This window comes from Bradyrhizobium sp. 76 (assembly GCF_023073025.1).
Lineage (GTDB): Bacteria > Pseudomonadota > Alphaproteobacteria > Rhizobiales > Xanthobacteraceae > Bradyrhizobium.
The window spans coordinates 1-14,070 of record NZ_JADPIS010000065.1 but is presented as its reverse complement, the minus strand read 5'-3'; the positions used below and the strand labels follow the sequence as shown (position 1 = coordinate 14,070).

9 protein-coding genes are annotated in these 14,070 nt (G+C 58.5%); 4 read left to right on the top strand and 5 right to left on the bottom strand.

What is annotated here, in order from left to right; all coding sequences use genetic code 11:
- Positions 1-3,460 precede the first annotated feature (3,460 nt).
- Positions 3,461-3,865, top strand: coding sequence for a hypothetical protein (locus tag IVB48_RS15645; RefSeq protein ID WP_247400673.1), 405 nt, complete (start codon positions 3,461-3,463; stop codon positions 3,863-3,865).
- 334 nt (positions 3,866-4,199) lie between these two features.
- Here the strand turns inward: IVB48_RS15645 and IVB48_RS15640 are convergent, their stop codons facing one another.
- Positions 4,200-4,376 carry a hypothetical protein gene (locus IVB48_RS15640; protein WP_247400672.1) on the bottom strand — a complete coding sequence of 59 codons (177 nt, stop codon included), beginning with the start codon at positions 4,374-4,376 and terminating at the stop codon, positions 4,200-4,202.
- A 963-nt stretch (positions 4,377-5,339) separates the two neighbouring features.
- Positions 5,340-5,504, bottom strand: a complete 165-nt coding sequence (locus IVB48_RS15635; RefSeq protein WP_247400671.1) for a hypothetical protein — start codon at positions 5,502-5,504, stop codon at positions 5,340-5,342.
- Between the two features lie 326 nt (positions 5,505-5,830).
- Between IVB48_RS15635 and IVB48_RS15630 the strand changes: the two genes are divergently transcribed.
- Complete coding sequence (locus IVB48_RS15630) at positions 5,831-6,142, top strand: hypothetical protein (protein WP_247400670.1); 312 nt, start codon at positions 5,831-5,833, stop codon at positions 6,140-6,142.
- Positions 6,143-8,002: 1,860 nt separating this feature from the next.
- On the opposite strand, the gene IVB48_RS15625 is transcribed toward IVB48_RS15630, so the two are convergent.
- The gene (locus IVB48_RS15625; RefSeq protein ID WP_247400669.1) at positions 8,003-8,194 is read right to left on the bottom strand and encodes a hypothetical protein; all 192 of its coding nucleotides are present in this window, start codon (positions 8,192-8,194) and stop codon (positions 8,003-8,005) included.
- A gap of 2,220 nt (positions 8,195-10,414) precedes the next feature.
- Positions 10,415-10,663, bottom strand: a complete 249-nt coding sequence (locus tag IVB48_RS15620) for a hypothetical protein (RefSeq protein WP_247400668.1) — start codon at positions 10,661-10,663, stop codon at positions 10,415-10,417.
- Between the two features lie 516 nt (positions 10,664-11,179).
- Here IVB48_RS15620 and IVB48_RS15615 point away from each other — a divergent pair.
- Both IVB48_RS15615 and IVB48_RS15610 read left to right on the top strand, forming a co-directional pair.
- Complete coding sequence (locus IVB48_RS15615; RefSeq protein WP_247400667.1) at positions 11,180-11,407, top strand: hypothetical protein; 228 nt, start codon at positions 11,180-11,182, stop codon at positions 11,405-11,407.
- Between the two features lie 508 nt (positions 11,408-11,915).
- Positions 11,916-12,164: a PilZ domain-containing protein gene (locus IVB48_RS15610; RefSeq protein ID WP_346658991.1), complete on the top strand. Its 249-nt coding sequence runs from the start codon at positions 11,916-11,918 to the stop codon at positions 12,162-12,164.
- A gap of 740 nt (positions 12,165-12,904) precedes the next feature.
- On the opposite strand, the gene IVB48_RS15605 is transcribed toward IVB48_RS15610, so the two are convergent.
- Positions 12,905-13,591 carry a transglycosylase SLT domain-containing protein gene (locus IVB48_RS15605; protein WP_247400665.1) on the bottom strand — a complete coding sequence of 229 codons (687 nt, stop codon included), beginning with the start codon at positions 13,589-13,591 and terminating at the stop codon, positions 12,905-12,907.
- Positions 13,592-14,070 lie beyond the last annotated feature (479 nt).

Sequence of the window (14,070 nt, the reverse complement as noted above, 5' to 3'; positions counted from 1 at the left end):
TCATGCAGGCAATGCTTGATGGTTCATCAGACTGGTTCGAAAAGAAAGAAAGCCCGCCAGGTGCGTTAGCTAGCGGGCTTCCAGCCGAAGGTCGCAGCGAGTTCACCATTGCGACCGAAGAATATGAACGGAACTAGGTTTACACTTTGTTAGCGGCGGCTGCGTAGCGTGTTGCTTGGGACGGGGCCAGTGGGGGACATACGCGGCCTTGTGCTCGGGGTGAGAGCCCGCCAGCAAGCCAGCCCCGGCGGCGCTCTCCCTCAGCATAGTTTTGATATTTGAAGTAGATCATTTTTCCCTTGCCCAGTGGCCCGGTATGATCGGTTCACCAGGGCTGGCTTCGTATCCACTTAGATCTTTTCCAACCGGATTTTTTTGAGCGCGCTGGGCCGTAGCAGTACCCCTGCTGCGGCCTTCATGCTGCGGTCCTTACAACGGTCATTTTGATACCCTTAGAACCGTAGTTTTTTCCACAGAGTGCAACTCGGGTCGGTGCCGCCCTCCTGATCAGCCAAAGAATTTCAACAGCCATAGTGATCAGCTCGATCGAGCCGTCCTGCATGGTCAACGAGCGGCTGCGGCTCGCCAACTACAGCGTCCTGGATCGCGATCATCTACGATCAGCTCCAGGACCAGTAGATTTGGCCGAGCAAGGACCCTGTGGCGGCGCGCGACGTCGCGGTCGCCGATACGCCCTTGCTCACGTTGAGCGGCTGCGGGCCATCATCATTCCGGCCGTCCGATTTTCCGATTTGAAACGCCAGCGCATGCGATCGGCGCGATCATATTCCGTTCGAGCGCCTCTTTTACAGCAACCTGTCTCTGTTCGGGCGGCCACGTTCATGTTTGTGCAGCCCCGCTTATACAAGATCCATAAGGAATGGCCGTCGCGCATGGTTTCTGGCCACGTTCTCAGACTCCCGGCGCCAGTGCCGTGCACTGGCAACCGGCTGAGAAGCCGTCGATCCAGAGAACCACCAAGAAAAATCGTAAATATCCTTCGAGGATGCGGCCCATCCACCCGACAAAAGCCAGTAGTGGAAGCGCAGCCTGACCTACTAGGAATCGATAATTTGCGATGTACTCACGGTGCCGCTTTGATGGCGGCATGTCTCGCCCTGAACGACGCCACACGCCTACCCAAGCGGACGGCTGACCGCTCAAGATCACTTTTGGCGAAATGCGCGAAATGGGCCTACGCGGCATCCTGGTCTACTGCCATTGCAGCCATAACGTTGCTCTTTGCGCCGATCGCCCGACGATGTGCGCTTGTCCGATATCGAGCCGCCCTGCGTTCGCGCAGGACGCGGCAACCGAGGTGCTGACGTTAAACCGGATTTCAGTAGCGGCACCCCGCGGATTTGCGACCTCTAGAGCGCGTAGCTGCCCCTAAATGTCCCAGGCACCAGTGAGTTGTTGCGCAGAAGACACCACCACCGATTCCAAGGAAGTCCCCTTTGCGCTGAAGCGCAAGTGTTGGTAACAGGTGGCGGCCGTGCACTTCGCCTGGGGTAGGTTGAGGAACGCTCGGCACACGGCCGCCCGGTCACGGGGCGGCCGTGACCGTTTTCAGCGAAGCATGAATTGCTTAAACATGTGTCGACGCGGGGAGTGTTAGGTTCATTACACTCAAGCGTTTTTCAGCAGCCAGGCCGGACAGGTTGCGCAGTGATCAAGTCGGCCCCCGAGCGTGGGGTCCGCACCTAACCAGCGCGGGGGCCGAGGGGTCTGCCGACACAAGCGTCGACAGCCGGATCATGCTGCACACTGCTTTTTAATCCGGGTAGTCCAAAATGCAGTTGGGACGGGGCCGTGGGGGACATACGCGGCCTTGTGCATGTGGTTGAGGCCCGCCAGCTGAGCCAGCCCCGGCGGGTCCTCCCACACTCGGATGCCTGTCAAGCCTGCTGCCGTTTGTGAACTAGATCATATTGCAAGCCAAAAATGCTGCGGTACGGTCTATTCACCGGGGCTGGCTCCATATTTCACTTAGATCTTTTCACCCGGAATTTTTTGACCGTGCTGGGCTGCAGCAGTCCCCCTGCTGCGGCCCCTTTACGTCGTGCGGTCTGTGCCCTCTGGATAACGCCTTGATGAACGAAACCGTTTGCCGCCTTGCGCGAAGTACTCCCGAAATGGAGCAAAGCTCAGCGTCGTCACATGTGAGTTGATGGGAAATGTTAGCCCTTGGGGTTTTTGGGGGGCGAGTGTGCGCGGAAAAATGCGGAAGACGAGTGAAGCCTTGCCTACACCAGAGCTCAACGTAGCTGGGCAGCCCGCGATCGGCTGGTGTTTCGCTGCCGAACGTCCACCGGCGGTCGGCGATATGATCCTCGCATAGAAGATTGCCGTGGAAACCGACGAAGCCGCAGTGCTCGCGTTTGCCCACCGGTTTTCTCCGAGAATGTCATCCCTGCCCCGACCAGTGAAACGTGCTCACTAGGCGCTCATCGGGCGGGGCCGCCAGTTATGACGGCGGCAACCCCTTGCCGCGAAGGCACCGTTTACGCGATACGTCGGCACCTCAGCGACTACAGGTTAGCTTCACCTACCGATCCCCTTCTGCAATCTGATCTATTCATTAGGCTTACCATCCGGCGCGCTGTGGCCATCTCCTGTCTCCTGTGATGCTCTCTACATCGCTCATTGTTCGGGCGAACGCTTCGCGTAACACTTTCCGCATGAGCGGGGCTCGCCGGCTCAAGGAGACAGGCAATCTTGTTCAGCAGTCTGTTCAGGAGGTACGTAACCAGGAGATTGTCAGAGTGCCGCTTCGCAGAGAGATAATCTGTCGACGCATCTCGACCAGATCAAGCGGTTCATGGTACGCCTGCTTTGCCAATCTGGATTCGCATCGTTAGCTCTGAACAACAAGATCGACGCGCCGAGCGGGAGGCGCGCTGAAGATCGCCTGGTGAACAAAGGTCTGGCAAATGTTCGGTACAGACGTTAGCGTTCCACCGCCCCGGTGCAATCGAAGACGCGAATTAAGCTTGATGTCGCGGCGGAAAGTCAAATCTTCATGTAGGTGGAATCGGAGTTCAGCGGAGCTTGGAATGCTGAGCCGCCACACTCTGCGCGCGGCGCTCTTTCGCTTCGGTGCCGAGACGCGCGATCGCTGTGACGATTGCGACCAGTAGGGCGATCCAAAAACTAGACGCCGAAGATGACCAATAGCAGTCTGCGCATGAGGCGGCCTCGGTGGGTAAAACGAAGCCGCCGCGTCGAATATGATGGAGACGGCTCCGCCTTAAGTGTTCCCGGACGGGACAATGTGCGGTGCGCAAAAGCTATCCCGCAAGCGTCGCCGCAACTGAAGCTTCAAGTTAAGCTTGATATCCGCGTCAGAATTAATTTCGGAACGAGAAGGGACGGCGGAAGGTTTAAGGCGGTGAATGCCTAAAAAGGAACGTCTCGGCCGCGACCGAATTCCCGACTAAACACCAGCTGCGAAGCTTTGATGCGCTGCTATATTTTCACGCTCGACGACTGCGGTAGGACACTGGAAGCGCAAGAGATCGACTGCAATTCTGCCGAAGAGGCTCTACAGCTTGGCTCTGCCGCGGTGGCGACCGACCCGATTGAGGTTTGGTGCGGTCCGCGGCGTCTCGCCCGCTTTGAGCCGGAGCCGCCGCAGGAGCGGCCGCTTTCGCGCCTGCATAAGCGTTTGGTCGTAGCCGAACGCCGTCTTCGCGAAGGCGATGAACACATCAGTCATCAAGAGAGGGTCATCGCTCAGCTGAAGCGCGAAGGGCGCGATCTCGCTCTCGCGTTTTCCATCCTCGACACCCTGATCGAGACCCAAAAGGCACAGTGGCAGGAACGGGATTTGCTCATCGCCGAAGTCGCAAAGCGGTCTGGATAGAGAGGGCTCTCGCATTCGTACCCCCAAGTAAGCATAGCACGAAATGCCTCCCGCTCTTGACCGCTTCCGATGGCTATGGCGACGCGTAGGCGACGACAGCAGACTGCCTACTGTTCAGGTACGATTTTCGAACGTGCCCAACCTACATTCTTCGCCCACGGATATAACAGTGTGGGCCACCGGGACCAACGTGAATGACGCGTGCGGATAGCGCGCCCACCCCATCGAAGTCGTCAGACAGACGTGACGGTGAGATATCCGAAAAAGCACTTATATCGACCCGGCTCCGTTATGCGGCCGATTTTGTCCACATTAATCCTGTTAACGCGCATCTCTAGCCCCACTCGTTCTCAGGCGATGAACCGAGCGGAGGTTTAAGTTCTTCTAGACCGGCTTCAATCACCGCCAGTTCATCTTGGATCGCTCTTACCGCGTTTTCGGGGTTGATGCCTGATACAGCTCGCAGTTCAGCAAGCACCTTGCGCCGACGTGCCAGCAATTCCGTCAGCACGCACGGTCCCGCACCTTCACGTAACTCGCGACGATCAATTCAATAGCTCCTGACAAGTGCGCCGCTTCCCACCGGTTAGCGGGCTATCGTGGCCGGCTAAGTTCTGTCAGACCGGTTTCGGTCGTACGATATTCGACACCTTCGCCCGCTGAGCGTTTGTCCATCCATGCGAGCGTTATTCCGGGGTGATTGCGAAGCTTCGAGAAAACACCCAGTCGCGGTCACGAAGAGGATCGAGCATTTACCGGTGATACTGATTAAAGATCGACTTCGCGCTTTTCCTGCCGACCGATGTCTTGACGTGTCGTTCAAGCGGGGCGTTCGGTTCCCGTGGCCGTTTGTTGCCACTGCATCGTTAACGATCAGTTACGGATCGGGAACAACCCGGCAATCTTTTCTAAATGGTTCATGGGTATTGTCATGCGGCATGGATCATGAGGACGCATTTGGTTGGTTCGTACCTGCCCTTAGGCGGAGCTATGCTCGGCTAGCGGCGTGGATGGTGCGCGATAATCGATTGCCAGAGCCCAGCCGATTGCCGACACCTACGCGGCTCGAACGACCAAACCGAATTCCTGACCAACCGCGGCGGCCGGCGCCGGCGCGCGGTTGAGTGTTGCAGGCTCACGAATGACGAACAATCGTTCCGGTACACGCCCGTGGTTGCCCGACGAAGAAGCGGAGTTACTCTCGCTCTTCGACGCAGGGGCGACAGCTGAGTTGGCTGCCGAGCGGCTGGGCCGAACTCGTCAAGCGGTTTACGCTCGCTTGCAGCGGTTTAAAAAGCAGCAGGGTCGAGCGAGTAGAAGGAGTGGGCAGCTCTTTGCTCAGTTGTTGAAGTAATGCAAGTCATTCGGCCGATCCAACTGCGCAGCCGCTGGCGAGCAGTCCGGTGCGTCGCAGAAAGAGAGTGATAGAGACACAAGCGAATTATACGTCGTTGACACGGCGCTATGCCTCCCGTCAATAAGTCCGCATCTTGGCTTTCAACGCCTCTTCGCCCGTGGAGGTGATCTGGTACTTCCGTACCCCCTTTCCGGCCTTCGTCTCGACCCAACCTTTGCGCATGAGCTTTAGAATAATCGCCCGACTAGCGTGATAGTTCGGATCGCCGCGGATCGCGTCCATGGCGGCTCGTTCAAGATAGCTGGGAACGTTGGGTGGCGGTGGTGGCATTCTAGAAGATTTAGATGTTACTCGAGGTTCTTACACTGGCCCTGTCGGCCTAAAGTCTGGTAAACTTGGACGCTTTAGCCGGCCGCAGGGCGACTTAGTTTGATTGCGCTTCGCAGGAGTAATCCCTGCTCCCTTACTCAAAATGGGCCGGCCACTATCCGCCACGCTCTCCTGCTGAATGGCTGACTGACGGCCATGTGACCTGCAGCATCCAGTGCATGAATGGCCGTTGTTATCGCCGGGCCGACGCGCAGCTACACACTCCGCAAGATCAGCCGTTGTCGCGCATCGGCCTGCGCCTGGTCTGCTCAGGATGCGGCGCCGCAGGATCTGTGCATATCGTCCCGAACTGGCACGACAGTCGCGGCGAGTCAGGCGCCATGAAGCACGTCATTGAATGCCCTTTTGCCAATCCGGAAGCTGCCGCCCGCCAGCTCCTTCAGCTCACTTCAGGCCTCGAGGCGGTCCAGAACGGCCGTATGCACATCGAAAAGATCGACACGCGCTTCATGACGCTCGGCAGCAAAGGCACGAGTTTGGCGCCGGCATCAGTTAGGCCGTCAAGAAGGGTGGGCTCGACCTGCACGTAGGGACCTATGTGCGGTTGATGATGCCGGGGCCACGATTTGCTGGGGAAGGCATGGGCTGGTCCGCCGCGTTCGACGCTCGGATCGTATGCCAGACGGCCGCGAGATAGCAACGGAAACCCGTGCTGAAGGTATCGAAGCAGATGATGCGCACGATTGGTGCTCTTCGTCAGAAAGCCTTGGTGTTGGGCATTGGCTTGGGACATCAACGCTAAGAGCGTTCGGCGGGTCCCACACGCGGCTCCCGCATCATAGCTGCGCGGCCCAAGAGACGGGCGGAGAGGAGGACGAAGCATGGTCGTTGCGTATGCAAGGCTGCGGCGACCCGGCGCAGCCTTCGCCAACTATCGGCGAATGCCTTGACGGCCGGCTACGCATCATTGACGGGATTGGAAAGAGCGTTGGTCATAAGCACCGTTGCCTATAACAAGGACGATTCCCGTTGTCTTCAATCTCCGCACTGTTGCCTTGAGCCGACCATAGCTGAAAGAGAGCAAAGAGTATGGCCGTGCGAACGGCGCGATCTATGATGCGTCCGTCTAATAGAGTCGAAGACATTATGCCCATTCTGGTTTTCGCGTTTGTGACAGAGGTGACAGCGAAAACCATTTCGTCCGTGCGACCTGTTTTACGTCTGACTGTCTACCGCGCAGCGACGCGCCGCCATTTGGCTTCGAGTCTCGCAGCGATCGCGCGGACATGACCTTCGCCAGAAATGCGCGGCTCGCCGCGACCGTGCCGTGCAGACGTCGGCTCACGGGCAACGGTAGTGCTTGGGGTTCGTGCTCGCCGTCACCCGCTCGGGATCCGGTATCTTGACCGCCTATTTCGTCGTCCGAGTCACGATCAGCGACCAAGCGCACTATCAAAATATCAAGAAGCGGTCGTTCCGCTGATGGTCGGCGACAAAGTCGGGCGCCACGGTAGAAGTGTTCGAAGGCGAGTAGGACAACGGACCAGTCTTCCTGTTCGGTTTCATCAATAGAGGCTATTCACGGCTCGTGGAATTCACCAGCCTACGTTTCCCTCAAGAGTCCGCGTGAAGGGATTGCGACCATCAATGTATGGGCTTTTCCCGGAAGGGTAAGAGACATGTGGTGCCCTTGTCAGCAACGGACTAAATCCAGCAATTAATATGGTGCCAGCACTCCGGACCACCTCCTCGGTAGGAACCGTGTTCCCAGTCAGCTATTTGCTGACTTGCTGGCTTCCCCCATTTGGCAGAGCGGCCCCGGCAATAACCCCCCGACCCCTGCAAACCGCGGCCGTGTCTCCGCGATCGGCGCCCGCGTGCGTCCGGACTTCAACTGGAACGCCAAAGGGCCTGTCGGTGGCATGGGCCTTCACGCTGGCTGGCTTTTCGGCTTTGGATTAACTGCGGCTCGAGCAGCACCTTTTAGCGAAGTCTAGAGGTCTTCAGATGTGTATTTGGAAGAGACCTCCCCCTATGCCGCTTGGGCTTGGATGATCTGGACGATCTAGTGACCAGCCATAGATCGCTGCCGCAGCTCGCGCATTCATAAAACTTTAGCTCGTAGCCTTCGGCCACAGGAAAAATAGCCCTGAGCAGTCGAGCTTGACAACAAACCGTGCATCCGGCCTCGCCGTTCACGATTGCCCCCCGCGAGCAATTTGATGATCAGAATGAGAGCTGAGTCTCGATTAAGCAGCAATAGCAACTCGCGCTGGTGGGCCTCGAAACAAGCCCCTGCCGGTGCACTCGACAGGGGCTGCGCAGGTGGATAGAGCGAGGCTCAGGTTGAGGTGTCGGCCAAGAATCCGCGTCACTAGCGCGCAGAAACGTTGTGCAACCCGCAAACATAGGCCCACTGGCTCAGGTCAGCGGGTATGTACTCGCTCTGATCACGTGTAAAAAAATTGAATACACACGGCGGTTTCGCTACCTGTTCTGCGTTCTTCAGCGTCAGATGAGCCGATCACCTCGTACTCGAAGGCGACGCCATCCGGATCGTTCTCGTCGAGCCAAGCCTGTGCAATCTCCTCGGTCGCGAAGACCTTCATGTCCTCGCCCTGATCATAAATCCAGACGGTCATTGATCCCTCTTCAGCTTGCGCCCGCCCCAATGCGGCTCCTTGCCCTTCGGGTTGAACTCCGGGACGTGATGCCGGTTCAATGCGCGCATGATGCCAATCCGCGCGAAAATGTCAGGCCGCCGCGCTCCACCACCAGGAGCAAGGCTTCCATCGCCGCTCGCCATTCCGCCGCTTCGTGCTCTTTCTTCGATGTATTCGCCTGCTTCCAGCTGTGTCATCAGCTGGCGGCCAATTGCATGGATCGGCTCCTCGTAAGGCCGTCTCTAACCCCGCTCGGTCACGCTGCCTGCCGGCTACCGAGTAAACCGGCGCACCCGTAAATTTTCCAGGTGCAAAGAAAACCCGCCAACCTGGTGAGCCGGCGGGAGTTTGTTTGGACTGTGCAACCGGGAGTGCCGGTCGCGGCTCGCAGCCTATGCGACAATGGGCGGTTCGCGAGCCTATCTAAGTGGCAGAGGCCGCAGCCGTCTCGGCTGCGCCGCCAGTCGTTGCCGGATGCGGGTTCTCATTGGATCAGCGCCGGCGCTTTAGTTCTTCTTCGCCTTCCCGCGTGTATCCGGAATCCCAACGCAGGTCGTGAAGCCGTCAGTTTCACGAGCGAATTTGCCGCATGGGACGGCTCTCACCATTTTCGTTGCGCCGTCAGGTCCAACGATGGTTCGGCCGGTTCCTGTGTCAATCTCTGGTAATGGACCGGTAGAATATGGCGTTGACGGACCGGCCGGCGCATATGCCCCGGTGTAGCCTTTGGACGCCGTATCGCTGGCCGGAGGCGTCGAAGCCGCTGGTGCAGGCTGCGTCGTTGATGATGGTTCGGAAATCGGTGGCGGGCCCGGGATCGGCGGAGGACGACCGATTGTATCACCGGTTGTTCCTGGAGACTGCTGAGCTAGGGTGTGCGACGACAACAAAGCGAGCAACAATGTAACTGATAAAGAAACCAATCGCATTGAATCCTCCCCTAAAAATGTTTCGACGCTGGAATAGCATGTTCCCTCTTCTTCCAGAGTCAATCCCCAGCTTTCGCGCGACGGCCTAGACATAGAAACACCCGCTGGCTGTGACCAGCGAGCTTCAACCCGACATTAACGCAATCGGCGCAGCTAGCTGATGGGAGGGGGCCGTGGGGAACATACGCGGCCTTGTGCTTGGGGGGAAGGCCCGCTACAGGCCAGCCCCGGCGATGCGTTCGCTCAAAGCGCCTGACCGAATTCGATCAATTCGCAGCCGGAAGGTTTTTGGCTTATTGTTGATCCGAGCGGCGCTAGCGCATATTTGACCTCATTTTTTCCCGGTTCGTTTGACCATCCGCGGGCCGCAGCCATTCTCCCCGCGGAGCTCGGCCAATGAAAGCCTTGCAGGCCATCTGCCTCGTGGGTGCCATAATATTCACGGGGATGATCCGTCAGATCAGCGGAAACACGCCAGGGGTCACCTTGCCGGACACAATGCTCGAAGCGGTTGTGAGCCCCGGCGCGCCCGGTGCGCTTGCGCTCCTCCGCCGCCCCGGAGGCGTCTGCCGGGGCCGGACCAGCGCCTGGAGCAGAGCTTGACTTGGTGGCCGGAACGGTCTCCGGACCATCGTTGATGGCCGAAACCGGCCACGATTCTTTCGCGCCAAAATCGACGGCTTTGGGCGAACTTGATGCCGCCCACTGATGCCGACAACGCGCGACGCGCCCGACTCGGTGATGCAGGATTTCCGGTATCTCATCTATTACGTGAGGTCCGAACTGCCACCGCCCAATGGGTAACACAATTTGATTGTACGCCTAGCCCGGCTGCACCTCAGTTGCAGCAACGACGCAAACCATCCTAATACCTTAGCTGGCCGCGCCGATCGCGCGGGACGGTAGCAGCGGAGGCCGCGGGCCGCGGTGTGCTGCGGCAGATGCCCGCCTCGCCACTTAGGCTCGACTTCCCATGAAAGGCTAAGAACAGAGCCGCCCGCTGCCGCCCCTGCCCTTTAGTGTGGAGCGTGGTCGCAAGTCGCAGCAATGTAGCTTGTCACGGTAGCTAATCACCCGAGCCTGGGCCAAACGTAAATTGCAAATCATCCAATAGCTTGCTCCTCCGGCTCGGAGGAGCGGTGATCCGTCGATTATCGGCCAACTGGCCCTACCCGTCTCCCATCCCTGTTTTGGTGGAGCTGAAGCGACGCTCGGCCAGTACAGTTCTTTTCAAGTTATCTGCATAGATGAAATGCAAATCCATGTCGGATCAGGAGAAACGCCAGCGGAAGCCCGCAATGGGGTACACCAGAACGAGTTCGGCTTCGAACGTCGGAGAGGACAAAGACAACGTGGTGCGCCAGCGCAAGGCGATCCAAGCGCACGCCAATCGAGCCGGGTACAAGATCGCCGCGTGGTCGACGATCCCGCCGTGGCCGGAAGCGACATGATCGATGTGCGGCCGGGCTTCATGGGCGCCCTCGGAAATGATCGCAAGCAATGGTGTTCGCACGATCATCGTGGAGACTGCCAGCCGCTTTGCCCGCGACTCATCGTGCAGGAGACGGATGGAAGCTTCTCCAGGCAGAGGGTATCACCCTGATAGCCGCCGGCTCGCCCGATCAGTTTGTCGATGACACGCTCCCACCGCTGTGCTTATTCGGAAAATCCTCGACACCGTTCACCTGCGAAAATGAAATGGATAACTGAAGCCAAAATCAAAAACGCGAAAAGTTAGGCACTGCTCGCCAGAGTGAACCCCCAATTCACGACTGGGCCTATCAACCGGGAACACCGTGGCTTAGCGAATCCAGAAAACTCACCGCTTTGATTAAGCGGCACGCCATGATCGCAGCAAAAACGAGAGAGAATGGGCCGGCGGCCGGGCACCCGAGACCTGACATTGCCGCTTGGAGATCGATGCCGCCTGGCCTCCCTGCCCGCACGAGTGGATAAACAAAACCGGTTACGTTGACATGTGGCTCGTGCACAAAACCCTGCACATGGTCGCGCCCGAAGTCATGGGGGACACAGAGTGAGTGGCAAACCAGTTCGCCCGCCGCGAAACAGCGGTCCGACGTCTCCTAAACCGACCGGCAAAGCGCATGCATTCAAAGTTGTCGATGCCGGCAGTGCCGTCGGGACGGCGACCGATCCCAACCCCGAATTTTCTCGGCCTGAACCTGACGTCGTTTGGTTCTTCGTTTTCTTGCCGGTCTTTATGTTGCTCTATGTGATGGTGGAGGCGATGCAGGTGAGATAGAGCCAAAGACGGCGTGTTACTTTAGAAGATGTGGCACTCTACCCCTGCCAGCGCAGCGCGGGCGAAGTTCAGGTTGAGCCTTGCGCAGCGAGGGCGCCAGCCTAATTCCTCTGCGCGTCTGCCGCGCCGGGCGACCCGCCGGAAAGGTAAAAAGAACGGTTAGTAAAGCGTCTCCTTCATCACCTGTTCACCAGCTCGCCGACTAAGCCAATCGCGTTAACCTCTCGTACGAGATCCCATTGTTTACTGCGGAAAAAGCAGGACAGGGACAGCGGATGCGCACGGCTTCGCCTATCACAGCGGGACAAGAACACATCTACGCAGTCTGCAACGAGATCGGCGAGCGGCTCGGTCAAATGCTGCACATTGACGCAAGATTTCCTGCTCGGCTACAGGATTTGCTCGCTCGGCTGTCTGAGCTCGACGGCGACGCCGCATACTTGATCGAAGGCAATGTGCAGCGGGAGAGCTCACCTCTGATGAGCAGGGCGGCGTAGCCGTCCTCAGGATGATGATGAACGAACGGCGGCGAGTAGAGCGCAGCGCGGTCAGTGAGGCCGCGCACATCTGCGGCGATGGATCCAGCATCAGATGCTGCGTCATCGATATTTCTGTTCACGGCGCAGCCATCGAGCTCCCTAATGCGAGCTTCCTCCGAGACCGCTTCAAACTCAGCCTGGAGAAAGACCGCGTCATCCGGAAATGCAGGTTGGTCTGGAAAAGCGGGAGTCGGATTGGGGTCGAGTTCACCGACTAAGGTTCTTTTACAGCTACGAGTGGACTTGGATCAGCGGCCTCGAATCATCTATCACGCCAACTGAGCACCCCCCCTTCGGCTACCGAATTTCAAGAATACGGTGCGAAGATGCGGCCTTGAGATGAACATATCGTCGAAGGTGCCCTTCAGGAACCGCGCCGCAAGGAGCGAGCTGAAACATTGTCACGCCCGACCTTTAATTCTTTCCATCGGCAGTTTCTTGTTGGCGGGGAGAGTGGGTGCACTCTTCTCAAGTTCCTGACTCGCCGAAAACGAAACATACGCACCTCGGCAGGGGGTTGATCGAACGGCGAGCTACGCCTGCTGGCACCGAGTATCGAGCGACCGCCGCTGGGCCTTGAGGAGCTTTGTCTGCAACCCTGAGCCCTTCTGCCCGAATACACGATCATGCTGGTGGCCGATCCCGCCTCGAGTTCCTTGCGAGTCTCATCGTAGTAGCTGCCGGCCATCCTGCCGATGCCGCCCCCTCGTCTGTGGCGATTGTCGCCTCCTCCTATGCCGCTGGCGTTGCCACCGGCATCAGATGTCTCTCGCATTTCCCACAGCTCGGGTTTTAATGTCGTTATGTCTCACCTCGATTATAACAGGCTACGTCTCGTCGCGACATAAGCCTTCTCGACGGCGTCGTGGAGTAGAGCGGCATGGACACCGAGCAGCCTCGCGTCGGCGATATCTAACCGGGTTTGCCTTGGTAGAGTTCGGATGTGAGGGATGACTGCCTACCGCGCAGCGACGCGCCGCCATTTGGCTTCGAGCGACGCATTGATCGCGCGGACACGAGTTTCGTGCACCGCCCAGAATGCGCGGCTCGCCGCGGCCGTGCCGTGCTGGTACGTTGCATAGACATCGGCCGGGCTCGCAGGCAACGATAGTGCTTGGGGCTTCGCGCTTGCCGTTACCCGCGGGGGCTCCGGACCCGGAGGGACCGCAGGCATGGCGCCAGGGGACGCGAATGGCGAATTCATGGCGATGAGGCGGTTGCGCGCGCGGTGGCAGTACGTCGTGGAGCGGGTTGTCATGATCTCTTCACCGTGCCCTGCCCGATATTTCATGAGGGCACGACACAAGTCGCCTTGGGCCAACCGCCAAGCTTTGGCGAGATAGGTCACGCCATAATGGATGTTGACCTCCGGTTCCGCCAGTTCGGCCTGTGGCCCGGCGAAACCCAGCATGGCAGCCGTTTCCGGCCTGACCTGCATTAGCCCGACCTCACCGACACGACCGACCAGACCGGCATCGTAGCGGCTTTCTACAAAGACCACCGCTTCGGCGACGTCGGCGGGCAATTGCGTCTTTACCGTTTCCTTCTCGATCAGGGCACGAACGGATGCACGAGCCGGAAACCGCTCTGAAACGCCAGCCGATAAAGTTTCGACTGCTTCCGGTGTGGCGGCTTTCCTGGCCACGTCGACTGGGGCGCCGTCCCCTGCCCTAGCTGGGACTGGAATAGTCACAAGCACTAGTGCCGTAAGACAGAGCGGCGCCGGGTGTGTATTCCAGCAGAACCGAGCACAGACTTTCATCGGCTTCAGGCGACTTTGTGGGCGTCAGGCAATGCTACGATGACCTCCTGTTTGGAAACAAGTCTCTTTAGGTAACTTGGGGATGCGAAGGGAGCTGGTGACCTCATCCAATAGCTAGCGCTTCGCCAGGGAGGTCGGAAATCCCAATTTGCAGCAGCACCGTCTTCGTTGCTCCTTGATAACTGCGCCCCACCTTAGTTACGATCGGTCAGGTATTGGTCGAGATGGGATCATAGGCGAGGAAGCATCGGTCACTGGCCGGACGTGCATGGCACTGCTGCGGAGGGCACTTTGATAGCTCGAAGCATGCCCCTGCAGCGGGGCGGAACGAGGCATTGAAGCGAGCGAGTAGTCTGAGCTCG